The organism is Microbacterium barkeri (assembly GCF_027921765.1).
GTDB lineage: Bacteria > Actinomycetota > Actinomycetes > Actinomycetales > Microbacteriaceae > Microbacterium > Microbacterium barkeri.
In genome coordinates this window covers 70,959-95,630 of the sequence record NZ_BSEJ01000012.1, presented here as the reverse complement: position 1 = coordinate 95,630, position 24,672 = coordinate 70,959, and the positions used below count along the sequence as shown (strand labels likewise).

Below are 24,672 nucleotides of genomic sequence, written 5' to 3'. Positions count from 1 at the left end.
TTCTCGCGGATTGGCTACTGGCCGCGCTTCTCGCGGAGCTTCTGCAGCGCGTCGCCGAGGAGCTCTTCGGCCTCCTCGTCCGTGCGGCGCTCCTTCACGTACGCGAGGTGCGTCTTGTAGGGCTCGTTGCGCGAGGCCTCCGGCGGGTTCTCGCGGTCGCGCCCCGCAGGCAGTCCGGAGTGCGGATGGTCGATGACGTCGGGGATCTCCTCCTCCGCCACGCCCGCCGCGTAGTACCGCACGGTCTCGTTGCCGAGCGCATCCCAGTACGACACCGCCACGCGATCGGCGTGGTGGCCGTGGTCCTGCTCGCCCATAGGGCCCGATCCGACGCGCGTCCCGCGGATCGCGTTGCCGCCGACGGCCATCAGATCACCTGGAACTTGGTGATGAGGCCCAGGCCGACGATGGAGAGGAACCACACCAGCGCGAGGATGACGGTCAGGTAGTTCAGGTTGCGCTCGGCGAGGCCCGACGAGCCCACGGCCTGCGACATCCCGCCGCCGAACATGTCGGAGAGCCCGCCGCCCCGGCCCTTGTGCAGGAGGATGAGCAGCGTCAGCAGGAGGCTGGTGACGCCCAGGATGACCTGGAGGATGAACTCGAGAACTTCCACGGAGAGCCTTTCGTGAGTGCGCGCGTGCGCCGCGCACAGGAGTTCAGTATACGGCGAGGGGCATGCGGCCCGAGCGCACGCGCCCGGGCCGCATGCGCTCACACGCCGACGTGCTTCTCGAAGCGGATGATCGAGGCGAACTCGTCGACCTTGATGCTGGCTCCGCCGACGAGCGCACCGTCGACGTCGGGCTCGCGCATGAAGCTCGCGATGTTGGCCGCCTTGACCGAGCCGCCGTAGAGCACGCGCGTGCGCGCCGCGGTGTCGGCGCCGAGCCTGTCGGCGAGCACCTCGCGGAGCTTCGCGCACACCTCCTGCGCCTGCTGCGGCGTCGCGGCCTGGCCCGATCCGATCGCCCAGACCGGCTCGTAGGCGACGACGATCTCCGCGTCGGCGGGCACGCCCGCGATCGCCTTCTCGAGCTGCGCGACCGGCACGGCGCTCGCGCCGTGCTTCTCGAGGTCCTCGCTCGTCTCACCCACGCAGATCACGGGGACGAGCTCGTGGCGCAGCGCGGCCTGGACCTTCGCGGCGACGACCTCGTCGGTCTCCGCGTGGTACTCGCGGCGCTCCGAGTGCCCGATGATGACCTGCGACACGGCGAGCTTCTTGAGGAACGCGCCCGAGATCTCGCCCGTGTAGGCGCCCTCGTCGTGCGTCGACAGGTCCTGCGCGCCCAGCGTGAACGCGATCTTGTCGGCGTCGAGGAGCGTCTGCACGCTGCGCAGATCGGTGAACGGCGGGAAGACCGCCACCTCGACGCTGCCGTCCTCGTGCTTGGCGTCCTTGAGAGCCCAGTGCAGCTTCTGCACGAGCGCGACCGCCTGCAGGTGGTCGAGGTTCATCTTCCAGTTCCCCGCGATCAGCGGGGTCCTCTTCGTCACGCCCATCCGAGCACCTCCAGTCCGGGAAGCTTCTTGCCCTCGAGGAACTCGAGGCTGGCACCGCCGCCGGTCGAGATGTGACCGAACGCGGAGTCGTCGAACCCGAGCTGGCGCACGGCGGCCGCGGAGTCTCCGCCGCCGACGACACTGAGCCCGTCGACCTCGGTGAGCGCCTGCGCCACGGCCTTCGTGCCCGCCGCGAACGGCTCGAGCTCGAACACGCCCATCGGGCCGTTCCAGAACACCGTCTTCGAGCCGCGGATGGCCTCGGCGAACGCCGCCGAGGTCTCCGGTCCGATGTCGAGCCCGAGGCCCGAGGCGCCGAAGGGCGACTCCTCGATCGCGTCGGCCGCGGTCACGACGTGCTCCGCGTCGGCGCCGAACTTCGAGGCCACGACCACATCGGTCGGGAGGATCAGCTGCACGCCCTTCTCCTCCGCCGTGCGGATGTACCCCTGGGCGGTCTCGATCTGGTCGGCCTCGAGGAGGCTCGACGCGACCTTGTGGCCCTGCGCGGCGAGGAACGTGAAGAGCATGCCGCCGCCGATGAGGATGCGGTCGACTCGCGGGAGCAGGTGGTCGATGACGCCGAGCTTGTCGGACACCTTCGATCCGCCGAGCACGACCGTGTACGGGCGCACGGGGCTCTCGGTCAGGGTGTCCAGCACCTCGAGCTCCTTGGCGATGAGCAGGCCGGCGGCGCTCGGGAGCTTCTGGGCGAGGTCGTAGACGCTCGCCTGCTTGCGGTGCACGACGCCGAACCCGTCGGACACCATCACATCGGCGAGCTCGGCGAGCTGATCGGCGAAGGCGCCGCGCTCTGCGTCGTCCTTCGCGGTCTCGCCCGCGTTGAAGCGCAGGTTCTCGAGCACGGCGAGCTGGCCGTCCTCGAGTGCGCCGGCGGTCTCGCGCGCGGAGTCGCCGACCGTGTCCGTCGCGAAGGCGACAGGGCGGTCGAGCAGCTCGGCGAGTCGGTCCGCGACCGGCTTGAGGCTGTACTGGGGGTCGGGCTCGCCCTTGGGGCGCCCGAGGTGCGAGACCGCCACGACGCGAGCGCCCGCGTCGAGCAGGGCGGTCAGCGTGGGCAGCGACGCGCGGAGGCGGCCGTCATCGGTGATGACGCCGTCCGCGAGCGGGACGTTGAAGTCGCATCGGATGATGACGCGCTTGCCGGCGAGATCGCCGAGGGTATCGAGTGTTCGCAGTGACATCGTTTCTCAATCTACAGGCGGGAAGCCCGCCGGCACGGGTGCACACCACATGCCGACGGGCTTCCCGGGAGCTGTCCGTCTGTCAGAACTTCGAGGCGACCAGCTCGGTGAGGTCGACGAGGCGGTTCGAGTAGCCCCACTCGTTGTCGTACCACGACGAGAGCTTGACCTGCGTGCCGAGCACGCGGAGCAGGCCGGCGTCGAAGATCGACGAGTGCGGGTCGTGCGTGATGTCGCTCGACACGATCTCGTCCTCGGTGTACTTGAGGATGCCCTTGAGCGGGCCCTCCGCGGCCTCCTTGTAGGCGGCCTTGATCTCGTCGAGCGTGAGCTCGCGCTCGGTCTCGACCGTGAGGTCGGTGATCGAGCCGGTGGGGACCGGCACGCGGAGCGCGAAGCCGTCGAGCTTGCCCTTGAGCTCGGGCAGCACGAGGCCGATGGCCTTGGCCGCGCCGGTCGAGGTCGGCACGATGTTGAGCGCGGCGGCGCGGGCGCGGCGGAGGTCCGAGTGCGGACCGTCCTGGAGGTTCTGGTCCGCCGTGTACGCGTGGACCGTGGTCATGAGGCCGCGGACGATGCCGAACTTGTCGTTGAACACCTTCGCGAGGGGAGCGAGGCAGTTCGTGGTGCACGACGCGTTCGAGATGATGTGGTGGTTCTCGTGGTCGTACTGGTCCTCGTTCACGCCGAGGACGAACGTCGCGTCCTCGCCCTTCGCGGGAGCCGAGATGATGACCTTCTTCGCGCCGCCCTCGATGTGCTTGCGCGCGTCGTCGGCGTTCGTGAAGCGACCGGTCGACTCGATGACGATGTCGACGCCGAGCTCGCCCCAGGGCAGGGCCGCCGGGTCGCGCTCCGCGAGGGCGGCGATCTTGCGGCCGCCGACCGTGATCGACGTCTCGTCGTAGGTGACCTCCTGGTCGAGCACGCCCAGGATCGAGTCGTACTTGAGCAGGTGCGCGAGGGTCTTGTTGTCGGTGAGGTCGTTGACGGCGACGATCTCGAGGTCAGCCCCCTGCGCGAGAGCCGCGCGGAGGTAGTTGCGGCCGATACGACCGAAGCCGTTGATTCCGATCCGAACAGACACTGGGTCTTCTCCTGAATATCGTTGGTGCGCCCGCACAGGCGCTGTGGAGGGGAAGGCCGTCCGGGCGGGCTCGCACCCCGCGTCGGACGGCCGTGTCACTCAGGACGCTACCAGGAGACCGGCGGTCTTCTCGCGTGCGGCGGCGAGACGCTGCTGCACGTTGTCCCAGTTGACGATGTTCCAGAACGCCTTGACGTAGTCCGCCTTCACGTTCTGGTAGTCGAGGTAGAAGGCGTGCTCCCACATGTCCAGCAGCAGGACGGGGACGGTGCCCGCCGCGAACTGCGACTGCTGGTCGAAGAACTGCTGGATGATCAGCTGCTGGCCGATCGAGTCCCAGAAGACGCCGGCCCAGCCGGACCCCTGGATGCCGAGGGCGGCCGCGTTGAACTGGCCCTGGAAGCCCTCGAACCCGCCGAAGTACTCGTCGATCGCCGCGGCGATCTCGCCCTCGGGGCGCTCCTGGCCCTCGGGCGTGAGGTTCGTCCAGAAGATCGAGTGGTTGGTGTGCCCGCCCAGGTTGAACGCGAGGTCCTTCTCGAGCTTGTTGACGTTCGCGAACTCGCCCTTCGCACGGGCCTCCGCGAGCTGCTCGAGCGCGGTGTTCGCGCCGGCGACGTACGTCGCGTGGTGCTTCGAGTGGTGCAGCTCCATGATGCGGCCGCTGATGTGCGGCTCGAGGGCTGCGTAGTCGTAGGTGAGCTCCGGGAGCGTGTACTTCGCCATGCGTCGATTCTTCCCATCTCTCGGCGCCGCCGAGCGGCGCTGTCCGGTGCCTCCCCGCTGCGCGGACGGAGGGTTCCCTCACATCCTAATGACGCGGGGAGGACCGGGGATGGGCCTTGACGCCGGATTACTCCGCGCCGACGGGCACCGCGGCCTGGGTGCCCGGGATGCCCTCCTGCTCGGCGCGCTTGTCGGCCATCGCGAGCAGACGGCGGATGCGGCCGGCGACGGCGTCCTTCGTGAGCGGCGGGTCGGCGTGGTGGCCGAGCTCGTCGAGGCTCGCGTCGCGGTGCGCGAGTCGGAGCGTGCCGGCCTCGCGGAGGTGGTCGGGGACGTCCTCACCGAGGATCTCGAGGGCGCGCTCGACGCGCGCGCACGCGGCGACGGCGGCCTGCGCCGAGCGGCGGAGGTTGGCGTCGTCGAAGTTCACGAGCCGGTTGACGCCCGCGCGCACCTCGCGGCGCTGCCGCATCTGGTCCCACTCGGCCGCGACCTTGACGGCGCCGATCGCCTGCAGCATGCCGCGGATGCCCTCGGCTTCGCGGATGACGACGCGCGGGACGCCGCGCACCTCGCGCGCCTTCGCGGAGATGCCGATGCGCCCGGCCGCTCCGACGATGGCCATGCCGGCCTCGCCGGTCGGGCAGGCGACCTCCAGCGACGCCGAGCGTCCCGGCTCGGACAGGCTGCCGGCGCCGAGGAAGGCGCCGCGCCAGATGGCGGCCAGGTCGTCGCGCGTGCCGGTGGTCAGCCGGTTGGGGAGACCGCGCACGGGGCGGCGGCGCTGGTCGAGCAGGCCGGTCTGCCGCGCGAGCGTCTCGCCTCCGTCGACGACGCGCACCGCGAAGTGCTCGCCGTCGCGCGACCCCGAGCCCTGGATGTGCGCGATCTCGGGGCGGACGCCGTAGATCTCGGCGATGTCGCGCGCGACGCGGCGCGCGAGGTGGGGCGAGTCGACCTCGGCCTCGACCGCGACGCGGCCGGCGATGGAGTGGAGGCCGCCCGAGAACCGCAGCAGCGCCGTCGTCTCAGCGATCCGAACCGAAGGACGCGGGTCCCTGACGGTGATCAGCTCTGCCTTGACATCGGCGGTCAGTGACACGGATTTCCCCACTCTCGAAGACGGTGATTCGGCCATTTTGGCGCAAGGGTCAAGCTTAGCCGCCATACCCCCGCGGAGACCGGGTGCGAACTCCCAGCCGACGGGGTTATGGCGCCATCGGCGCCGTCTACTCGCGCCCGAGATCGCGGTGCCGCACGCGGACCGCGACACCCGGGACGTCCTTCAGCCGCTCCGCCAGCGCCAGCGCCATCGCGACGGAGCGGTGCTTGCCGCCCGTGCACCCGACGGCGACCGTGGAGTGGCTCTTGTTCTCGCGCTGATAGCCCTCGAGCACGGGTGTCAGGGCCTCAGCGTACGCGTCGAGGAACGCGCGCGCACCCTCCTGATCGAGCACGTAGTCGCTGACCGCAGGGTCCTGCCCGGTGAGCGCGCGGAGGTCGTCGTTCCAGAACGGGTTGGGGAGGAACCGCATGTCGGCGACGAGGTCCGCGTCGGGCGGCAGACCGTACTTGAACCCGAAGCTCATGACGGTGACGCGGTGCCGCGGCGCCCCCTCCTCGCGGAGGAGGTCGGTCACGTGCGTGGCGAGCTGGTGGATGTTGTAGCTCGAGGTGTCGATGATGATGTCGGCGCTGCCGCGCACGGGAGCGAGGATCTCGCGCTCTCGGCGGATGCCGTCGAGCAGCGTGCCGTCGCCCTGCAGCGGATGGGGCCGGCGCACGGCCTCGAAGCGGCGCACGAGCACGTCGTCCGACGCGTCGAGGAAGAGCATCCGGAGGTTGTTGCGCTCACGCAGCGCCTGGGTGGCCGCCGGCAGCTCGGCGAAGAGATCGCGGCCGCGCACGTCGACGACCGCCGCGATACGCGGGAGCTGGTCGCCGAGGCGCCCGGAGAGGTCGAGCAGCGGGCGCAGCATCTGCGGCGGCAGGTTGTCGACGACGTACCAGTCGAGGTCCTCGAGCGCGTTCGCGACCGTCGAGCGGCCCGCACCGCTCATCCCGGTCACGATCAGGACCTCGCCCGCTGTCTCCGTCATCGACGCCAGCCTAGCGATCATCCGCTCCTGCCGCCTCGACGGCGGCCTCGCGCGCATCGTCGCGGTGCAGGTGCTCGTAGATCGTCGCCGCGAGCTTCGGTCCGATCCCCGGGAGCTCCTCGATCTGCTCGATCGTCCCCTCGCGGAGGGCGGCCACCGAGCCGAAGTGCCGGAGCAGGGAGCGGATGCGCGCGTCGCCGAGCCCCGGCACCTCGCTCAGCACCGTGTGGATGTCGCGACGCCGCCGCTTGCGCTGGTGCGTGATCGCGAACCGGTGCGCCTCGTCGCGCAGACGCTGGACGAGGTAGAGCGCCTCCGACGTGCGCGGGAGGATCACGGGGTAGTCCTCCCCCGGCAGCCAGAGCTCCTCGAGGCGCTTCGCGATCCCGCACAGCGCGATCTCCTCGTGGCCCGAGTCCGCGAGCGCGCGGGCGGCGGCCGCGACCTGCGGCTGCCCGCCGTCGACGATGAGGAGCTGCGGCGGGTACGCGAATCGCCGCCGCTTCGCGGGGGCCGTGACGACGCCGTCCTCGCCGCTCGTCGCGAGCTCCGCGGCATCGGGCTCGACCTCCTCGGGGCGGTCGAGGTACGCGAGGCGGCGCATGAGCACCTGGTGCATCGAGTCGGTGTCGTCGGTGGTCTCGGCGATCGAGAACGACCGGTACTGGTCCTTGCGCGGCAGCCCGTCCTCGAACACGACCATCGACGCCACGACGTTCGTGCCCTGCAGGTGCGAGATGTCGTAGCACTCGATGCGCAGCGGCGCCTCGTCCATCCCGAGCGCCTCCTGCAGATCGCTGAGCGCCTGCGAGCGGGCGGCGTAGTCGCTCGTGCGCCGCGTCTTGTGCCGCATGAGCGCCTGCGTGGCGTTGAGGGTCGCATTGCGCAGCAGCTCGGCGCGCTGGCCGCGCTGCGCGACGAGCACCTCCACGCGGCGGCCGCGCTTGCCGGAGAGCCACTCCTCGATCTCCGCCGCATCGGGCGGGAGGACGGGCACGAGCACGCGACGGGGGATGTCGGCAGGCGCCGCATCGCCGTACACGCGCTGGAGGATCTGGTCGACGAGGTCGGGGCCCGAGATGTCGAGCTCCTTGTCGATCGTCGTCGAGTGGACGCCGCGCACGCGGCCGCCGCGGATCACGAAGTGGTGGACGGCCGCGGAGAGCTCGTCCTCCGCGACGCCGAACAGGTCCGCCTCGGTGTCCTCGGGCAGCACGAGCGCGCTCTTGTTGAGCACGGCGTCGATCGAGGCGAGCTTGTCGCGGTACACCGCCGCCTGCTCGTAGTCCATCGCGGCCGCCGCCGCCTTCATCCGCGCGGTCAGCTCGCGCGTGAAGCGCTCGTCGCCGCCGTTCATGAACGCGATGAAGTCGTCGACGATCGCGCGGTGCTCCTCGATCGTCACGCGCTGCGAGCAGGGGCCGCCGCACTTGCCGATCTGCCCGGGGAAGCACGGGCGCCCCGTCTGCATCGCGCGCTTGTAGGAGGCGTCGCTGCACGTGCGGATCGGGAACACCTTGATCATCAGGTCGATCGTGTCGCGCACGGCCCAGATCTTCGGGTACGGCCCGAAGTACTTCGCGCCGGGGATGCGCCGGTTGCGCGTCACCATCACGCGGGGCGCCTCGTCACCCAGCGTGATCGCGAGGAACGGGTACGACTTGTCGTCCTTGTAGCGGACGTTGTACGGCGGGTCGAACTCCTTGATCCACTGGTACTCGAGCTGCAGCGAGTCGACGTCGGTGGGCACGACGGTCCACTCCACGGACGACGCGGTCGTGACCATCCGCCGCGTGCGCTCGTGGAGCGTGTGCAGCGGCGCGAAGTAGTTCGACAGCCGCTGCCGGAGGTTCTTCGCCTTCCCGACGTAGAGCACCCGCCCGTGCGCGTCGCGGAAGCGGTACACGCCGGGGTTCACGGGGATCTCCCCCGGCTTCGGCTTGTACGGGAGCTGGTCGGCCATGTCAGCCGGCCTTGCGCTGCCGTTCGGCCATCCCGAGCACCTCGGCGAGGAACGCGCCCGTGTGGCTGCCGTCGGTCTTCGCGACCTGCTCGGGCGTGCCCGTCGCGACGATCGTTCCGCCGCCCGAGCCGCCCTCGGGGCCGAGATCGACGATCCAGTCGGCCGACTTGATGACGTCGAGGTTGTGCTCGATCACGATGACGCTGTTGCCCTTGTCGACGAGCCCGTTCAGCACCTCGAGGAGCTTGCGGACGTCCTCGAAGTGCAGACCCGTCGTCGGCTCGTCGAGCACGTAGATCGAGCGCCCGTTGCTGCGCTTCTGCAGCTCGGTCGCGAGCTTGACGCGCTGCGCCTCGCCGCCGGAGAGGGTCGTCGCCGCCTGCCCGAGCCGGACGTAGCCCAGCCCCACGTCGACGAGCGTCTTCATGTACCGGTGGATGGCCTGGATCGGCTCGAAGAACTCCTCGGCCTCGGCGATCGACATCTCGAGGACCTCGGCGATGTTCTTGCCCTTGTAGTGCACCTGCAGGGTGTCGCGGTTGTAGCGCTTGCCGTGGCACACCTCGCAGTCGACGTAGACGTCGGGGAGGAAGTTCATCTCGATCTTGAGCGTGCCGTCGCCCGAGCACGCCTCGCACCGCCCGCCCTTGACGTTGAAGCTGAAGCGGCCGGCCTTGTAGCCGCGCACCTTCGCCTCGGGCGTCTCCGCGAACAGGTTGCGGATGCGATCGAAGACGCCCGTGTAGGTCGCGGGGTTCGACCGCGGCGTGCGCCCGATGGGCGCCTGGTCGACGTGCACGACCTTGTCGAGGTGCTCGAGGCCCGTGACGCGCGTGTGCTTGCCGGGCACGGTGCGGGCGCCGTTGAGGCGCTGGGCGAGCACCTCGTAGAGGATGTCGTTCACGAGGGTCGACTTGCCCGACCCGCTCACGCCGGTGACCGCCGTGAGCACGCCCAGCGGGAACTCGGCGGTCACGTTCTTGAGGTTGTTCGCACGGGCTCCGACGACCGAGAGCATGCGCTTGCGGTCGATCCGGCGGCGCTTGCGCGGGATCTCGATCATCCGCCGGCCGGCGAGGTAGTCGCCCGTGAGCGACCGCTCATCCTCGACGAGCGCCTCGAACGGACCGGAGTGGATGACCTCTCCCCCGCCGATGCCCGCGCGCGGGCCGATGTCGACGACCCAGTCGGACGCCTCGATCGTCTCCTCGTCGTGCTCGACGACGACGAGCGTGTTGCCGAGGTCGCGCAGCGTGACGAGCGTCTCGATGAGTCGCCGGTTGTCGCGCTGGTGGAGGCCGATCGACGGCTCGTCGAGCACGTAGAGCACGCCCGTCAGGCCCGTCCCGATCTGCGTCGCGAGCCGGATGCGCTGCGCCTCCCCGCCCGAGAGCGACCCGGCGGCGCGGCTCAGCGTGAGGTAGTTGAGGCCGACCTGGATGAGGAACTCGAGGCGGACGCGGATCTCGCGCAGGATCTGCGCGGCGATCTGCTTCTCGCGGTCGGTCAGCGTGACCTGGTTCATCATCGCGAGCGTGTCCTCGAGGCTGAGGTCGGCCGTCTCGGCGATCGACCGGCCGCCCACCTTCACCGCGAGCACCTCGGGCTTGAGGCGCGCGCCCTCGCACACGGGGCAGGGGACCTCGCGCAGGTACTCCGCCCACCGCGCGCGCGTGGTGTCGGTCTCGGCCTGCGCGTACTGGCGCTCGATGTAGGGCACGACGCCCTCGAAGCCGCTCGCGTACCGGACCTCGCGGCCCCAGCGGTTCTTGAACCGCACGTTGACCTTGTAGTCCTGCCCGTGCAGGACCGCGTCCTTCACGATCTGCGGGAGCGCCCGCCACGGGGTGTCGAGCGAGAAGCTCATCTCGTCGGCGAGGCCCTCGAGGAGACGCTCGTAGTACTGGAAGAGGCCCTTGCCCTGCGTCGTCCACGGCACGATGACGCCCTCGCGGATCGAGAGCTCCTCATCGCCGAGCATGAGCTCGACGTCGACGGACATCCGGGTGCCGAGACCCGAGCACGCGGGGCAGGCGCCGAACGGGGCGTTGAACGAGAACGTGCGCGGCTCGATCTCGGTGAGCTGGAGCGCGTGCCCGTTGGGGCAGGCGAGCTTCTCGGAGAACGACTGCCACGCGTCGTCGCCCTCCTCGTCGACGAAGTTGACCTGGAGGACGCCGCCCGCGAGGCCGAGCGCGGTCTCGACGGAGTCGGTCACGCGGCCGAGGATGTCGGCGCGAGCGACGAGACGGTCGACGACGACCGCGATGTCGTGCTTGTACGACTTCTTGAGCACGGGCGGCTCAGCCAGCTGCACGAGCTCGCCGTCGACGACCGCGCGCGAGTAGCCCTTGGCCGCGAGCTCCTTGAAGAGGTCGACGAACTCGCCCTTCTTCTGCGTGACGACGGGCGCGACGATCTGGTAGCGCGTGCCCTCCTCGAGGGTCATCAGCTGGTCGGCGATCTGCTGCACGGTCTGGCGCTGGATCCGCTCGCCGCACTGCGGGCAGTGCGGCACGCCGATGCGCGCCCACAGGAGGCGCAGGTAGTCGTAGATCTCGGTGATCGTGCCGACGGTCGAGCGCGGGTTCCGGTTCGTCGACTTCTGGTCGATCGACACCGCGGGGCTCAGCCCCTCGATGAGGTCGACGTCGGGGCGGTCGACCTGGCCGAGGAACTGGCGCGCGTACGCGCTCAGCGACTCGACGTAGCGCCGCTGCCCCTCCGCGAAGATCGTGTCGAACGCGAGGCTCGACTTCCCCGAGCCCGACAGGCCGGTGAACACGACGAGCGCGTCGCGCGGGATGTCGAGGTCGACGTTCTTGAGATTGTGCACGCGGGCACCGCGGACACTGATCTTTCCGGGCGAGGCGACGGGGATGATGGGCACGATCCAATCCTACGGACCCCCACGGACATCTGGACGTTTGTTCGACGTGTTCCCTCAGGGGATTCGAAGATCCGCGCGTGGCGAGCGGTGCCGCGCATCCCCTGTCCTCCGCGCCCGGAGAGGCGCACACTGGAGGGAGAGGAGATGATCAGCATGGAGAGCGGAACGCACCACCACCCGCATCTCCGGGAGCGCATCCGCGAGGCGGGCGGCATCTACGAGTGGGCCAACGACGTGCTCATCCGCATCGCCGGACCCGCGCAGCTCGGCGACGGACCCGGCGCGCCGTGCACGCACTGCGGTCGCACGCGCGTCGAGCACGTCGAGCGCGACGGCGTGCTCTACTGCCCGGAGGAGTGAGTGCAGCCGCGTCCGCGCCGGGCGCCGCCCGACGCGGACCGCGCGCTCACGCGTGCCCGGCCTTCTCCATCTGCCTGAGCTCCTTCTTGAGGTCCTGGACCTCGTCGCGCAGCCGCGCGGCGAGCTCGAACTTGAGCTCCTCCGCGGCGACGAGCATCTGCTGCGTGAGGTCGGCGATCGCCTCCTCGAGCTGCATCGCCCCCTCCGCGGCGATGCCCTCGCGCTTGCGCACAGGCGTGGGCGCGCGCCCCTTGCCGGTCTTCGTGCGCGCGGAGTCCCGCTTCGAGAGCAGGCTCGCGGTGTCGGCCTCCTCGCGCGCGAGGGAGTCGGTGATGTCGGCGATCCTCTTGCGCAGGGGCTGCGGGTCGATCCCGTGCTCGCGGTTGTAGGCGATCTGGATCTCGCGCCGCCGCTCGGTCTCGTCGATCGCCTTGCGCATCGAGTCGGTGATGCTGTCGGCGTACATGTGCACCTCGCCGGACACGTTCCGCGCGGCGCGCCCGATCGTCTGGATGAGCGAGGTGCCCGAGCGCAGGAAGCCCTCCTTGTCGGCGTCGAGGATGGCGACCAGCGAGACCTCGGGGAGGTCGAGCCCCTCGCGCAGCAGGTTGATGCCGACGAGCACGTCGTACACGCCCTGACGCAGCTCGGTGAGCAGCTCGACGCGCCGCAGCGTGTCGACGTCGGAGTGGAGGTACCGGACGCGGACGCCGTGCTCGCCGAGGAAGTCGGTGAGCTCCTCCGCCATCTTCTTCGTGAGCGTCGTGACGAGCACGCGCTCGTCGCGGTCGACGCGCTGGCGGATCTGCTCGAGGAGGTCGTCGATCTGCCCCTTGGACGGCTTGACGACGATCCGCGGGTCGACGAGGCCCGTCGGGCGGATGATCTGCTCCACGACCGTGTCGGCCACGCCCATCTCGTACTTGCCGGGGGTCGCCGACAGGTAGACCGTCTGCCCGATGCGCTCCTTGAACTCGTCCCACCGCAGCGGCCGGTTGTCCATCGCGCTCGGCAGGCGGAAGCCGTGCTCGACGAGCGTGCGCTTGCGGGATGCGTCTCCCTCGTACATGGCGCCGATCTGCGGCACTGTGACGTGCGACTCGTCGATGACGAGGAGGAAGTCGTCGGGGAAGAAGTCGAGCAGAGTGTGCGGCGGCTCGCCCGGCGCGCGCTGGTCGAGATGGCGCGAGTAGTTCTCGATCCCGGAGCAGAAGCCGAGCTGCTGCAGCATCTCGAGGTCGAAGGTCGTGCGCATCTTCAGCCGCTGCGCCTCGAGCAGCTTGCCCTGCTTCTCGAACTCCTGCAGGCGCTCGGCGAGCTCCTCCTCGATGGTCTTGATCGCCCGCTGCACGGTGTCGGTGCCGGCCGCGTAGTGCGTCGCCGGGAAGATCGCGACCGCGTCCATGCGCTCGATGACATCGCCCGTGAGCGGGTGCAGCTTGTAGAGCGCCTCGATCTCGTCGCCGAACAGCTCGATCCGGATGGCGAACTCCTCGTACACGGGGATGATCTCGATCGTGTCGCCGCGGACGCGGAAGTTGCCGCGCGAGAAGTCGACGTCGTTGCGGTTGTACTGCATCGCCACGAACTGGCGGATGATCGCGTCGCGGTCGTAGCGCTCCCCCACCTGGAGCGCGACGAGCGCGCGGAGGTACTCCTCGGGCGAGCCGAGGCCGTAGATGCAGGACACCGTGCTCACGACGACGGCATCGCGGCGGCTCAGCAGCGTGTTCGTCGTGGAATGCCGCAGCCGCTCGACCTCCGCGTTGATCGACGAGTCCTTCTCGATGAAGGTGTCGGTCTGCGGGACGTACGCCTCTGGCTGGTAGTAGTCGTAGTACGACACGAAGTACTCGACCGCGTTGTTCGGCAGGAGATCGCGGAACTCGTTCGCGAGCTGCGCCGCGAGGGTCTTGTTGTGCGCGAGGACGAGCGTGGGGCGCTGCACCTGCTCGATGAGCCACGCGGTCGTCGCGGACTTGCCCGTTCCGGTCGCGCCGAGCAGGACCACGTCGGTCTCACCCGCGTTGATGCGCGCGGCGAGCTCGGCGATCGCCTTGGGCTGGTCGCCGCTGGGCTGGTACTCGCTCACCACCTCGAAGGGCCGGACGCTGCGTGTGGTCTGCATGCCTCCAGCCTAGGAGGGGCGTCCGACATCGGCGCCGGAGAGCCGGAAGCGCACGCGCGCGCCGGGCGGGATCTGCCCCGCCAGGTCGAGGTCGGCGGCCACCACCGAGGCGATCACGGGATAGCCGCCGGTGAGCGGGTGGTCGGGCAGGAAGACGACCGGTTGGCCGTGCGGCGGCACCTGGACGGCCCCCGTCTCCGTCCCCTCGCTCGGGAGCTCGCCCGGCACGGCGCGCGCGAGCGGCCGCGAGCCCTCGAGGCGGATCCCGACCCGGTCCGAGCGGGACGTCGCCGCCCACTCGTCGCCGAGGAGCGCGTCGAGGGCATCCGCCGCGAACCAGTCGTCGCGCGGCCCGAGCACGACCCGCAGCTCGACGGTCTCGCCAGGGGCGGGAAGAGCACACGGCGCGGGTGACCACGGTGCCACGGCCTCGCGGACCCCGGAGAGCCCGCGCAGCGGGACGACATCGCCCGCTCGGAGAGCGCGTCCGCCGAGCTCGCGCGGCCCGATGCCGGCGAGGGTGTCGGTCGCGAGGCTGCCGAGCACGGGCGTGAGAGCGAGACCGCCTCGGAACGCCACGAGGGCGCGCACACCGCGCGTCGCGAAGCCCGTCACGAGCTCGTCGCCCTCGCGGAAGGCGGTCGGCGCGCCGCGCGGCACCGGCTCGACCCCGCCGTCGGCGTGCACGAGCGCCGCGTCGACCCCCGCGCCCGCGAGCGCGAGGACGCCAGCGCCGCGGAGGCGCAGCCGCGCTCCGCCGCCGAGCAGCTCGAGGCCGGCCTCGCCGTGCCCGTTGCCGACCGCGGCGTTGGCCGCGCGCAGGGCCCCGCGGTCCGCCGCGCCCGACGCGGAGACGCCGAGGTGCGCGCGCGCCGGTCGGCCGAGATCCTGAACGAGGAGCTGCAGCCCGGGCTCGATGACCTCGACGGCAGGGGCGATGCCGCGATCGCCCGGCATGTCGACCGCGCGCGCTTCAAGCGGAGCCGGACGTCCTCTGCGTCGGTCGGCCGCGGTCGCGGGATGCGCGCGCGAGGCGTCGACGAAGCGCACGGTCGTTCCCGGGAGCAGGAGCGCGGGCGGATCCCGGTCGAGGTCCCAGAGCGCGGCGTCGGTGCGCCCGATCAGCCGCCAGCCGCCCGGGCTCTCCCGCGGGTAGACGCCCGAGTACCGGCCGGCGAGCGCGACCGCTCCCGCAGGGACGCGCGCGCGAGGCGACGCCCTCCGCGGCACGTCGAACACGGGGTCGTCGCCCACGAGATAGCCGAAGCCCGGCGCGAACCCCGTGAACGCGACGCGCCACGTGGCCGTCTGGTGGCGGGCAGCGACCTCGGCGGGCGAGAGGCCGAGGTGCTCCGCGACCTCGTCGAGGTCCTCGCCGTCGTAGTGCACGGGGATCTCGACGCAGCGGTCGGCGGCGGCCGTGCGCGCCGCGAGCGCGATCCGCTCGAGCGCGATCCGCACCTCGGGCAGGCGCCGCGGCTCGCAGCGCACGAGCACCGTGCGCTCGGCCGGGACGAGCTCGACGACCCCGACGGGCGGCGCCGCCTCGAGCGCCGCGTGGAGCCGGACCGCGCTCTCGAGGTCGTCCACCTCGACGAGGAGGGCACGGTCGGATGCCGTGAGGATGCGCCTCATGGGCGGCCGGCGAAGGGGGCGATCGCGATGCCCTCGCGCTCGAGCAGGGCGCGCACCGCGGTCGCCATGGCGACGGCCCCCTGGCTGTCGCCGTGCACGCAGACCGAGGCGGGGCGGACGCGGATGACGGTCCCATCGACGGCCTCGATCTCGCCGTCCCGCGCGAGGCGCAGGACCCGCTGGGCGACGACATCGGGGTCGTGCAGGAGCACTCCCGCCTCGCCGCGTGGTGCGAGCGCGCCCGAGGGCAGGTAGCCGCGGTCGGCGAACGCCTCAGCTGCGGTGGCGAGCCCCGCCCGTGCGGCCGCCGCGAGGAGGGCGCCGGCGGGCAGGCCCAGGACGACGAGCCGCGGATCGACCGCGCGGACGGCCGCGGCGACGGCGGCAGCGCGCACCGGATCGGACGCGGCGTCGTTGTACAGCGCGCCGTGCGGCTTGACATAGCGGATGGCCGCGCCGTCGGCGAGGGCCTGCAGGTCGTGCAGCTGGCGCTCGATGCTCTCCTGCAGCGCGGCCGCGCCGATCTCGACGGGGCGGCGGCCGAATCCCGCTCGGTCCTCGTAGCCGGGATGCGCGCCGACGACGACGCCGCGCCGGGCCGCCGCGCGGAGCGTCGCGCGGATCCCGTCGGGCGTTCCCGCGTGCGCGCCGCACGAGACGTTCGCGCTCGTGACCACCGCGAGCATCGCGTCGTCGTCGCTCACGACGCGATCCGGCGCGTTCTCGCCGAGGTCGGCGTTGAGGTCGATCACGGGCCGCCCGTGAGAGATCGCCAGAGCGCGTCGGCCTGGGCGAGCGTCTCGTCGAGCGAGCCCGACGTGTCGATGACGACATCCGCGAGGGCGAGCCGCTCGTCGTCGCCGGCCTGGCTGGCGATACGGGCGGCGGCGTCCGCCTCGCTCATGCCCCGCTCGGTCACCAGGCGACGACGGCGCACGTCCGCCGGAGCGTGCGCGACGACGATCCGATCCCACTCCCCTGCTCCGCGGGCTTCCGCGAGGAGCGGCACGTCGTAGACGACCACGGTGTCCGGATCGGCATCGAGCGCGGCGCGGAAGCGGCGCTGCGACTCGGCCTTGACGGCCGGATGGACGATCGCGTTGAGGCGCGCGAGCCGCTCCCGGTCGCCGAACACGATCGCGCCGAGCGCCGCACGGTCGAGTGCGCCGTCCTCCGTGAGCACGTCGTCCCCGAACTCCGCGGCGATCGCCGCGAGCACGGGCTGGCCGGGCGCCTGCACCTCTCGGACGAGCGCGTCCGCGTCCACGATGACCGCGCCGTGCTCCGCGAGCCGGCGCGCGATGGTCGACTTGCCCGACGCGATCCCGCCCGTCAGTGCTACCAGTGGCATGCCGCCAGTCTAGGAGCGCGCGAGAATGGAGGGGATGCCCACCACTGCCCGACCCGTCATCGCGATCGTCGGCGGCGGACCCCGCGGGGTCTCGCTGCTCGAGCGGATCGGCGCGAACCTCCCTCGCGGCGCCGCGCTCGACGTGCACCTCATCGACGACACGCAGATCGGAGCCGGCCGGATCTGGCGCACGGACCAGCCGCGCGAGCTGTGCATGAACACGCTCGCCGACGCCGTGACGCTCTTCACGGACGACGCCGCGAGCATCGCCGGCCCGATCCGCCCCGGCCCGACCCTCTACGAGTGGTGCCAGCTCGTCCGGCACGGCGCCCACGGCGGCGCGGATGCCGTCGTCTCGCGCATCCCGGAGGCGCACGTCGCCGCCTTCGCGCGTGTGCCGGTCCGTCCCGGCCTCGCGGATGAGTACAGCGCCGAGCTGCGCGCGCAGCGTCCGGAGTCGCATCCGTCGCGCGCCCTCTACGGCGAGTACATCGCGTGGTGCCTCGCGCATGCGAAGGCGACCCTCCCCGCGGGCGTGCGCGTCCACGAGCACCTCGCCCGCGTGGTCGGCGCCCGGCGTCACGACGGGCGCGACATCCTCGACCTCGGCGATCGGGAGATCGCGGCCGACGCGGTCGTCGCGGCGACCGGATGGCTCGAGCGCACGGTGACCGCCGAGGAACGCAGGATCCTCGGTGCGGTCGACGCGCACCCCTCCCTCATCTGGGTCCGCCCCGACTCGCCCGCCGATCAGTCCCTCGACAGGGTGCCCGACCGCGCCGAGGCGATCGTGCGGGGGCTCGGCATGGGCTTCTTCGACGCCATGGCCCTGCTGAGCGTCGGGCGCGGCGGGCGCTTCGCCGACGACGCCGGCGCTCCGGGCGGCCTCCGATACGAGCCGTCGGGGCGCGAGCCCCTGCTCCACGTGACGTCGCGGCGCGGGGTGCCGTTCCGCGCGAAGACGCTGTACGGCTCCCTCCCGCCGCGGGCTCCTCAGCACCACCTCCGCGCCGTCGACTGGACGGCTGTCCCCCGCCCCATCGACTTCGACGGACGTGTGTGGCCGCTCATCCTGCGCGACGCGTTCGCCGACTACCACACGACGCTCGCGCGCGTGAAGCCGGAGGCCGTGGATCTCCGCGCGGCCCTCGACGCCATCCGCTCCGCTCCGCTCGAGGCGACGGGCGCCGCGACCCGCGAGCGGATCGCCGTGCTCGCCGACGCGGTCTCCCCGTTCGTCGCCGATCCGGACGATCGGCTCGACCTGGCGGCGGCCATCCTGCCGGGCGAGGGCGCCACGTGGGCGTCGCCTGCGGAGTACGCGTCCTGGGTCGAGCGGTTCGTCCTCGACGACCTCGCCGAGGCCGAGCGCGGCCTCGACAGCCCGCTCAAGGCGGCGCTGTGGTCGATCGCGTCCGCCCGCGGCGTGGTGAGCCGCATCGGCGCGTTCGGCGGCTTCGACGCGGAGTCCCGCGCCGCGGGGTTCCGAGCCCTGATGACGGTCGGCGGGATGGTCGGATCGGGGCCGCCCGCGTTCCGCAGCCGGCAGCTGCTCGCCCTCATGCGCGCGGGCATCGTGCGCTTCATCGGCCCGGGCGCCGCTGTGACGTCCGCCGACGGCGCGTTCCACGCATCCTCGCCCGCGGTCTCCGGCTCCGGGGTCTCGGCCCCCGTGCTCGTGGACGCGTGGATGCACGCCCACGACGTGGCGGAGACCGCGGACCCGCTCGTCCGCTCGCTCGCGGCGGACGGCAGGGTCCGCCCGTTCGAGGCGCCGTCCCGGGCGTCGGGCGGCGTGGCGACCGGCGGATTCGACATCGAGCCCGCCACGGGGCGCCTCGTGCACGCCGACGGCACCGTCGACCCGTCGTTCCACGTGGCCGGCATCCCGATCGACGAGACCATGCACGACGCGATCATCAGCCCGATGCCGCGCACCGACCCCACCATGCTGCGCGAGACCGATCGCGTCGCACGGTCCCTCATCGCCGCGGCCGCGGCATCCGACCACGGGAGCACGACATGACCGAGAACCGACCCGTCGCGATCGTCACGGGAGCCACCGGCGGGATGGGCACCGAGATCGTGCGCGACCTCGTCCGCACGCACCGCGTCATCGCACTCGGACGCCGCGACGACGCGCTCGCGGCGCTCGCGGCCGAGACCCACGCCGAGCCCCGCCGCCTGGACGTCACCGACCGCGACGCGCTCGCCGCTCTCTCTTCCGACCTCGACCGCGTCGATGTCCTCGTGCACGCCGCCGCGGTGGGCGACCACATCTCGGTCGAGGACGCGACGGAGGACGACTGGCTGCGGATGCTGTCGACGAACGTCGTGGGGCCCGCGCTCCTCACGCGCGCTCTGCTGCCCCAGCTGCGCGCGAGCGCGGCGACCGTCGTGTTCATCGGCTCGGGAGCAGGTACGCGGCCGGTGCCCGGCAGTGCGGTGTACACGGCGTCGAAGCACGCCCTCCGAGCCGTCGCCGACGTGCTGCGCCTCGACGAGGAGAGGCACCGCATGCGCGTCGTCACGATCGCACCCGGCCAGACCGACACGCCCATGCTGCGCGCCGGGATCCCCGCCGAGAGCTACACCGCCGAGCGGTACATCCGCCCCGCGACCGTCGCGGCGTCGGTCCGCTACGTCGTCGACCTGCCCGCCGACGCGCACATCACGGATGTGGCGCTGCGCCCGCGCCAGGAGATCGCACGCCTGTGAACGCGGATTGGGAGAAGCGGGTCGAGGCCGTCTGGGCCGACGACGACGAGTCCACCCTCGTCGAGCGGATGGCCGCGGTCGCGGCCGATGCGCCGCATCCCGCGCTCGCGGCGTTCGAGCTGGGCGGCGCGCACGACAGCGTCGGCCGCGAGGCGGAGGCCCTCGAGCTCTACGAGCGGGCTGCCGCCGCGGGGATCGCGGACCTCGACCCCGATCGCGCCGCGCAGCTCGCGATCCAGCGCGCATCGACGCTGCGCAACCTCGGCCGCGCCGACGACGCGATCGCCCTCCTCGAGGCCGCGCCTGCTCACCCCGCGACAGGTGCCGCGCGGGAGGTGTTCCTCGCCCTCGCGCTGCACAGCGCGGGCCGCGACGCGGAGGCGCTGCGGACGGCGATCGAGGCGCTCGTCCCGTCGCTGCCGCGCTACCGCCGCTCGGCGGCAGCGTATGCGCGCGAGCTCACGGGCGAGTGAGCCGCCTCATGCGGAGACGATCCGCCAGCGTGCGCTGATCTTCGGCGCACCGCGCGCCCGCGCGAACGAGCGCCCCGGCCGGTTGGGGGTGGTCCGGCCGGGGCGCCCTTCTCTCTCCCACGGATTCCTCTCCCGAGAATCCGAGCACGGGCTCCTCTCCCAAAGAGCCCGAGTCCGAGGCGGCGAGTCAGAACTCGAAGCCGCCGAAATCTCCTCCGAAATCTCCGAAGCCGCCCATGTCGGCGGCGCCGCCGTCGGCAGCCGCATCGGCGCCATCCGCGCCGCCGGCGTCGGCCGACGCGTCCTCGCCGGCCGAGGCGTCCTCCCCGCCCGCGAAGGACGGAGCGAGGAAGGCGCTCACGAGCGCCGATCCGACGACGTAGCCGGCGACCGTCCCGAGCAGGGAGCCGCCGACGATCGTCCCGAATCCCGGGCCCTGACGGCCGCCGCCCAGCGTGCGCTCCATCGTGCCAGGATTGAGGTACTCGGCCCGCGTCGCGGCCCGTGCCATGGCCGCGGGATCCGCATTCGCAGGACGCTCCTGCGGGGGCAGGGTCTGCGACAGATCCGCCAGGACCTGCTGGCGCTGAGCCTCGGTGAGCCGGCCGAACGCCTCGGCGTGCACCTGCTCGATCGTCTCGGGCGGGGCCGTGCGGAGGAGGTAGCGGTAGCGCTCGACGGCGATCTCCTCCTCGCTCCGGCCTGCGGCGCTCGGCGGAGGCGGAGTGGTGTCCGTCGTGTACGAGCGCGATGTGGGCCGCCCGTCGGGGTCGATCGTGCCGAAGGCGGTCGTCTGCGGAGGCGGTGTCTGCGCGTAGCTGCGCGTGCGATCCTGATCGACGGAGGTCGAGGAGCGCTCATCGCCCATGACGTCGCGCGCAGCCTGCCTGATGCGGTCGAGGAATCCCATGATCAACCTCCTGTCGGGGTTCGTGATCCGAAGATAGCGCCCCTGGCTCCGTGCCGCGTGTCCCTTCTCTATGCGTCCGCTGTGCGCGCTCGCGGGCCGTGCCCTTGTCCTCCCCCGCCGGCGGCGGTACGGTGACCGCGTCCACCGCCACCCGCTGTGAAAGGACCGCCATGCCCCACGGAGACATCACCCACATCGACATCCCGGTGTCCGACCTCGATCGCGCCGCGGCGTTCTACGGAGAGCTGTTCGGATGGGAGATCTCGGCGCCTCCGGGCTTCGAGGAGTACCCCATGTGGCAGGCGCCGAACAAGATCTCGGGCGGAGGGCTCGCGCCGCGCAGCGCGGACTTCACGCAGCCGCGCTCGTACGTCGAGGTCGACTCGATCGACGACGTGCTGGCGAAGGCGCAGGCCGCCGGCGCGACGGTCGTCATGGAGAAGACGCCGATCACCGAGACGAGCTGGTGGGCCGTCTTCCGCGATCCGGACGGCAACGACATCGGACTCTTCGAGGGCGTCGTCGGCATGTAGCCGGCGCGCACGACAAAGGGCCGGCTCCCGAAGGAGCCGGCCCTTTGCCGTGTGATCGCAGCGTCAGCGGATCAGATCCGCCGCGTCAGCGGGATTCAGCGACCGGAGAGCTTCTCGCGCAGAGCGGCGAGAGCCTCGTCGTCGGCGAGCGTGCCGGCGCCGGTCGACTCGCTCGAGAAGGTCGGCGCGCCGAACTCCTCGCCGGCCTCGGCCTCGGCCTCGAGGGCCTTGGCGACCTGGGCCTTGTGCGACTCCCAGCGAGCCTGGGCGGCAGCGTACTCCTGCTCCCACTTCTCGCGGGCCTCGTCGAAGCCCTCGAGCCACTGGCCGCTCTCGGGGTCGAAGCCCTCGGGGTACTTGTACTCGCCGTTCTCGTCGTACTCGGTGGCCATGCCGTACAGCGCCGGGTCGAACTCGGTGCCGTTGGGGTCGACGAGGTCGTTCGCCTGCTTGAGCGAGAGCGAGATGCGACGGCGGTCGAGGTCGATGTCGATGACGCGGACGAAGACCTCCTCGCCGACCGAGACGACCTGCTCGGCGAGCTCGACGTGCTTGTTCGAGAGCTCCGAGATGTGGACGAGGCCCTCGATGCCGTCCGCGACGCGGACGAACGCACCGAACGGCACGAGCTTCGTGACCTTGCCCGGCGTGATCTGGCCGATCGCGTGGGTGCGGGCGAAGACCTGCCAGGGGTCCTCCTGCGTCGCCTTGAGCGAGAGCGAGACGCGCTCGCGGTCGAGGTCGACCTCGAGGATCTCGACGGTGACCTCCTGGCCGACCTCGACGACCTCGGAGGCGTGCTCGATGTGCTTCCACGACAGCTCCGAGACGTGCACGAGGCCGTCCACGCCGCCGAGGTCGACGAACGCACCGAAGTTGACGATCGACGAGACGACGCCCTTGCGGACCTGGCCCTTGTGCAGGTTGTTGAGGAACTGCGTGCGCGTGGCCGACTGCGTCTCCTCGAGGAGCGCGCGGCGCGACAGCACGACGTTGTTGCGGTTCTTGTCGAGCTCGAGGATCTTCGCCTCGATCTCCTGGCCGAGGTACGGCGTCAGGTCGCGCACGCGGCGGAGCTCGATGAGCGACGCGGGGAGGAAGCCGCGCAGCCCGATGTCGACGATGAGACCACCCTTGACGACCTCGATGACCGTGCCGGTGACGACGCCGTCGTTCTCCTTGATCTTCTCCACGTCGCCCCACGCGCGCTCGTACTGCGCACGCTTCTTCGACAGGATCAGACGGCCTTCCTTGTCCTCCTTCTGGAGGACGAGGGCCTCGACGTGGTCGCCGACGCTGACGACCTCGTTGGGGTCGACGTCGTGCTTGATGGAAAGCTCGCGCGAGGGGATGACGCCCTCGGTCTTGTAGCCGACATCGAGGAGGACCTCGTCGCGGTCGATCTTGACGATCGTGCCGTCGATGATGTCGCCGTCGTTGAAGAACTTGAGCGTCTTCTCGACCGCGGCCAGGAAGTCCTCAGCAGAGCCGATGTCGTTGATCGCGACCTGCTTGGTGGCCGGGGCGGTCGTTGCGTTAGTCATGTAGTGGGTTGTCCTTGTTGAGGGATGATCGGGCCTCGCGACTCGGATGCCATGGGCCTGCTGGCCGACGCACGGCACCCCGGATGAGCCGAGGCAGTGGATTGGATTGTGCTGTCCCACGCTACGCGGCACTCGGCGGCACGCCAAGAGCGCGCACGCGCGCGACAGTCAAGGTTATCAGATCGCGATGTCCGCGGCCACGCGGCTACGATGACCTGCGCGGCCGACCGGGCCGCACGCGCCGGCGCCGGGCCGGCGCGCCGCGACGGCCGATCGGGATCCCGATGACATTCCTCCGCCTCCCCCTCCTCGCCTGGATCGTCATCGCGATCGCGCTGGGCATCGTCACCGGGCCCGTCATGCCGGAATGGCTCGGCAACGTCTTCCTCACCTACAACTCGGTCTTCTCGGGCCTCCTCGGATTCTCGGTCCCGCTCATCATCATCGGGCTCGTCACCCCCGCGATCGCCGAGCTCGGACGCGGCGCCGGCCGGTGGCTCGGCCTGACCGCGGCGATCGCGTACGCCTCGACCATCCTCGCCGGCCTCCTCGCCTACGCCGTCAGCCGGTGGATCTTCACCCCCGTCATGAGCGACCGGAGCCTCGAGGCCCTCACCGAGGGCAGCGGCTCGGGGCTGACGCCGTACTTCACGGTCGCCTCGAGCCCGAGCGGGTCGCCCACCGAGATCGTGCTGCCGCCCGCTCTCGAGGTGATGACGGCGCTCGTGCTCGCGTTCGTCGTCGGCATCGGGCTCACGGCCATCCGCCCGTCGATCCTCCTCAAGGCGGCGGTCGAGTTCCGCACGGTCATCGAGTCGCTCATCCGGCACGTCATCGTGCCGGCGCTCCCCCTCTACATCTTCGGCATCTTCATGGATCTGGCGCGCAGCGGCGAGGCGGTCGACGTCGTAGGCCGCTTCGTCGTGGTCGTCGCGGTGTCCTTCGGGCTCACGCTCGTCGTGCTCCTTCTCCAGTACGCGGCCGCGGGCGCGATCGCGGGCGTCAACCCGCTCAGGGCCCTCTGGAACATGCGCGACGCCTACGGCACGGCGCTCGGCACCTCGTCATCGGCCGCAACCATCCCGGTCACGCTCGAGTCGGTCAAGCGCAATCGCGTGAGCGACGCGGTCGCGGGGTTCGTCGTGCCGCTGTGCGCGACCATCCACCTCTCGGGCTCGATGGTGAAGATCACCTGCTTCTCGATCGCGATCCTGCTCATCACGGGCGGGCCGGTCGAGCTCGGGTCCTACCTGCCGTTCATCCTCATGCTCGGTGTCATGATGATCGCGGCCCCCGGCGTCCCCGGCGGCGCGATCGCCGCCGCCGCCGGCCTGCTCACGAGCATGCTCGGCTTCGGCGAGACCGAGGTCGGCCTCATGTTCGCGCTGTACATCGCACTCGACAGCTTCGGCACGGCGACGAACGTGACCGGCGACGGCGCGATCGCACTCGTCATCAACAGGCTCGCGCGGGGCAGGATCGGCGAGGACTCGGAGCAGCAGGACGCCGTCCGCACCTGACCGGTGAGGGCGCGCGCTCGGCGC

At 71.3% G+C, this 24,672-nt stretch carries 22 protein-coding genes; 6 read left to right on the top strand and 16 right to left on the bottom strand.

From position 1 onward, the window contains the following. Nucleotides 1–14: 14 nt before the first annotated feature. The 10 genes from PKE79_RS12570 to uvrA all read right to left on the bottom strand — a co-directional run bounded on the left by PKE79_RS12570 (nt 15) and on the right by uvrA (nt 11,476). Complete coding sequence (locus tag PKE79_RS12570; protein ID WP_271174041.1) at nt 15–368, bottom strand: RNA polymerase-binding protein RbpA; 354 nt, start codon at nt 366–368, stop codon at nt 15–17. Beyond that, the gene (secG, locus tag PKE79_RS12565) at nt 368–616 is read right to left on the bottom strand and encodes a preprotein translocase subunit SecG (protein WP_271174040.1); all 249 of its coding nucleotides are present in this window, start codon (nt 614–616) and stop codon (nt 368–370) included. Before secG ends, PKE79_RS12570 begins: the two co-directional genes overlap by 1 nt. 98 nt (nt 617–714) lie before the next feature. Further along, entirely contained in the window at nt 715–1,506 is a 792-nt protein-coding gene (gene tpiA / locus PKE79_RS12560) for a triose-phosphate isomerase (protein WP_271174039.1), read from the bottom strand. Next, on the bottom strand, nt 1,497–2,711 hold the full coding sequence (locus PKE79_RS12555; protein ID WP_271174038.1) for a phosphoglycerate kinase: 1,215 nt from the start codon (nt 2,709–2,711) through the stop codon (nt 1,497–1,499). Before PKE79_RS12555 ends, tpiA begins: the two co-directional genes overlap by 10 nt. 82 nt (nt 2,712–2,793) lie before the next feature. Continuing rightward, nucleotides 2,794–3,798 (bottom strand): type I glyceraldehyde-3-phosphate dehydrogenase, encoded by a 1,005-nt coding sequence (gene gap / locus PKE79_RS12550; protein ID WP_271174037.1) that lies wholly within the window; start codon nt 3,796–3,798, stop codon nt 2,794–2,796. Nucleotides 3,799–3,897: 99 nt separating this feature from the next. After that, a complete protein-coding gene (locus tag PKE79_RS12545) occupies nt 3,898–4,524 on the bottom strand; it encodes a superoxide dismutase (RefSeq protein ID WP_271174036.1) in 627 nt (208 codons plus the stop codon). A 127-nt stretch (nt 4,525–4,651) separates the two neighbouring features. Then, nucleotides 4,652–5,626, bottom strand: a complete 975-nt coding sequence (whiA, locus tag PKE79_RS12540; protein ID WP_271174035.1) for a DNA-binding protein WhiA — start codon at nt 5,624–5,626, stop codon at nt 4,652–4,654. 127 nt (nt 5,627–5,753) lie between these two features. Then, on the bottom strand, nt 5,754–6,623 hold the full coding sequence (gene rapZ / locus PKE79_RS12535; protein ID WP_271174034.1) for an RNase adapter RapZ: 870 nt from the start codon (nt 6,621–6,623) through the stop codon (nt 5,754–5,756). Between the two features lie 10 nt (nt 6,624–6,633). Then, the gene (gene uvrC, locus PKE79_RS12530) at nt 6,634–8,586 is read right to left on the bottom strand and encodes an excinuclease ABC subunit UvrC (protein WP_271174033.1); all 1,953 of its coding nucleotides are present in this window, start codon (nt 8,584–8,586) and stop codon (nt 6,634–6,636) included. A gap of 1 nt (nt 8,587) precedes the next feature. After that, nucleotides 8,588–11,476 carry an excinuclease ABC subunit UvrA gene (gene uvrA / locus PKE79_RS12525; RefSeq protein WP_271174032.1) on the bottom strand — a complete coding sequence of 963 codons (2,889 nt, stop codon included), beginning with the start codon at nt 11,474–11,476 and terminating at the stop codon, nt 8,588–8,590. A gap of 144 nt (nt 11,477–11,620) precedes the next feature. Here uvrA and PKE79_RS12520 point away from each other — a divergent pair, with 144 nt between their 5' ends. After that, nucleotides 11,621–11,836, top strand: a complete 216-nt coding sequence (locus tag PKE79_RS12520) for a hypothetical protein (RefSeq protein WP_271174031.1) — start codon at nt 11,621–11,623, stop codon at nt 11,834–11,836. 46 nt (nt 11,837–11,882) lie between these two features. Here PKE79_RS12520 and uvrB read toward each other — a convergent pair whose 3' ends face one another. Genes uvrB through coaE form a run of 4 tightly spaced genes read right to left on the bottom strand, consistent with a single transcriptional unit; the run spans nt 11,883 to nt 16,950 of the window. Beyond that, nucleotides 11,883–13,964 (bottom strand): excinuclease ABC subunit UvrB, encoded by a 2,082-nt coding sequence (uvrB, locus tag PKE79_RS12515; protein ID WP_271174030.1) that lies wholly within the window; start codon nt 13,962–13,964, stop codon nt 11,883–11,885. 9 nt (nt 13,965–13,973) lie between these two features. Further along, complete coding sequence (locus PKE79_RS12510; RefSeq protein ID WP_271174029.1) at nt 13,974–15,599, bottom strand: 5-oxoprolinase subunit B/C family protein; 1,626 nt, start codon at nt 15,597–15,599, stop codon at nt 13,974–13,976. After that, nucleotides 15,596–16,351, bottom strand: a complete 756-nt coding sequence (gene pxpA, locus PKE79_RS12505; protein WP_271174028.1) for a 5-oxoprolinase subunit PxpA — start codon at nt 16,349–16,351, stop codon at nt 15,596–15,598. Before pxpA ends, PKE79_RS12510 begins: the two co-directional genes overlap by 4 nt. Next, complete coding sequence (gene coaE / locus PKE79_RS12500) at nt 16,348–16,950, bottom strand: dephospho-CoA kinase (RefSeq protein WP_271174027.1); 603 nt, start codon at nt 16,948–16,950, stop codon at nt 16,348–16,350. Before coaE ends, pxpA begins: the two co-directional genes overlap by 4 nt. Nucleotides 16,951–16,984: 34 nt before the next feature. On the opposite strand from coaE, the gene PKE79_RS12495 reads away from it, so the two are divergent. The 3 genes from PKE79_RS12495 to PKE79_RS12485 are packed head-to-tail and all read left to right on the top strand — an operon-like array spanning nt 16,985 to nt 20,141. Continuing rightward, nucleotides 16,985–18,976, top strand: a complete 1,992-nt coding sequence (locus PKE79_RS12495) for an FAD/NAD(P)-binding protein (protein ID WP_271174026.1) — start codon at nt 16,985–16,987, stop codon at nt 18,974–18,976. Next, nucleotides 18,973–19,668: an SDR family oxidoreductase gene (locus PKE79_RS12490; RefSeq protein WP_271174025.1), complete on the top strand. Its 696-nt coding sequence runs from the start codon at nt 18,973–18,975 to the stop codon at nt 19,666–19,668. The genes PKE79_RS12495 and PKE79_RS12490 overlap by 4 nt, the downstream gene beginning before the upstream one ends. Beyond that, nucleotides 19,665–20,141 (top strand): tetratricopeptide repeat protein, encoded by a 477-nt coding sequence (locus PKE79_RS12485; protein ID WP_271174024.1) that lies wholly within the window; start codon nt 19,665–19,667, stop codon nt 20,139–20,141. Before PKE79_RS12490 ends, PKE79_RS12485 begins: the two co-directional genes overlap by 4 nt. A gap of 187 nt (nt 20,142–20,328) precedes the next feature. On the opposite strand, the gene PKE79_RS12480 is transcribed toward PKE79_RS12485, so the two are convergent. Then, nucleotides 20,329–21,051 (bottom strand): hypothetical protein, encoded by a 723-nt coding sequence (locus tag PKE79_RS12480; protein ID WP_271174023.1) that lies wholly within the window; start codon nt 21,049–21,051, stop codon nt 20,329–20,331. A gap of 170 nt (nt 21,052–21,221) precedes the next feature. Here PKE79_RS12480 and PKE79_RS12475 point away from each other — a divergent pair, with 170 nt between their 5' ends. Beyond that, the gene (locus PKE79_RS12475; RefSeq protein ID WP_271174022.1) at nt 21,222–21,584 is read left to right on the top strand and encodes a VOC family protein; all 363 of its coding nucleotides are present in this window, start codon (nt 21,222–21,224) and stop codon (nt 21,582–21,584) included. 95 nt (nt 21,585–21,679) lie between these two features. Here PKE79_RS12475 and rpsA read toward each other — a convergent pair whose 3' ends face one another. Then, a complete protein-coding gene (rpsA, locus tag PKE79_RS12470; RefSeq protein WP_271174021.1) occupies nt 21,680–23,128 on the bottom strand; it encodes a 30S ribosomal protein S1 in 1,449 nt (482 codons plus the stop codon). Nucleotides 23,129–23,412: 284 nt separating this feature from the next. Between rpsA and PKE79_RS12465 the strand changes: the two genes are divergently transcribed. After that, nucleotides 23,413–24,648: a dicarboxylate/amino acid:cation symporter gene (locus tag PKE79_RS12465; protein ID WP_271174020.1), complete on the top strand. Its 1,236-nt coding sequence runs from the start codon at nt 23,413–23,415 to the stop codon at nt 24,646–24,648. Nucleotides 24,649–24,672: the final 24 nt, after the last annotated feature.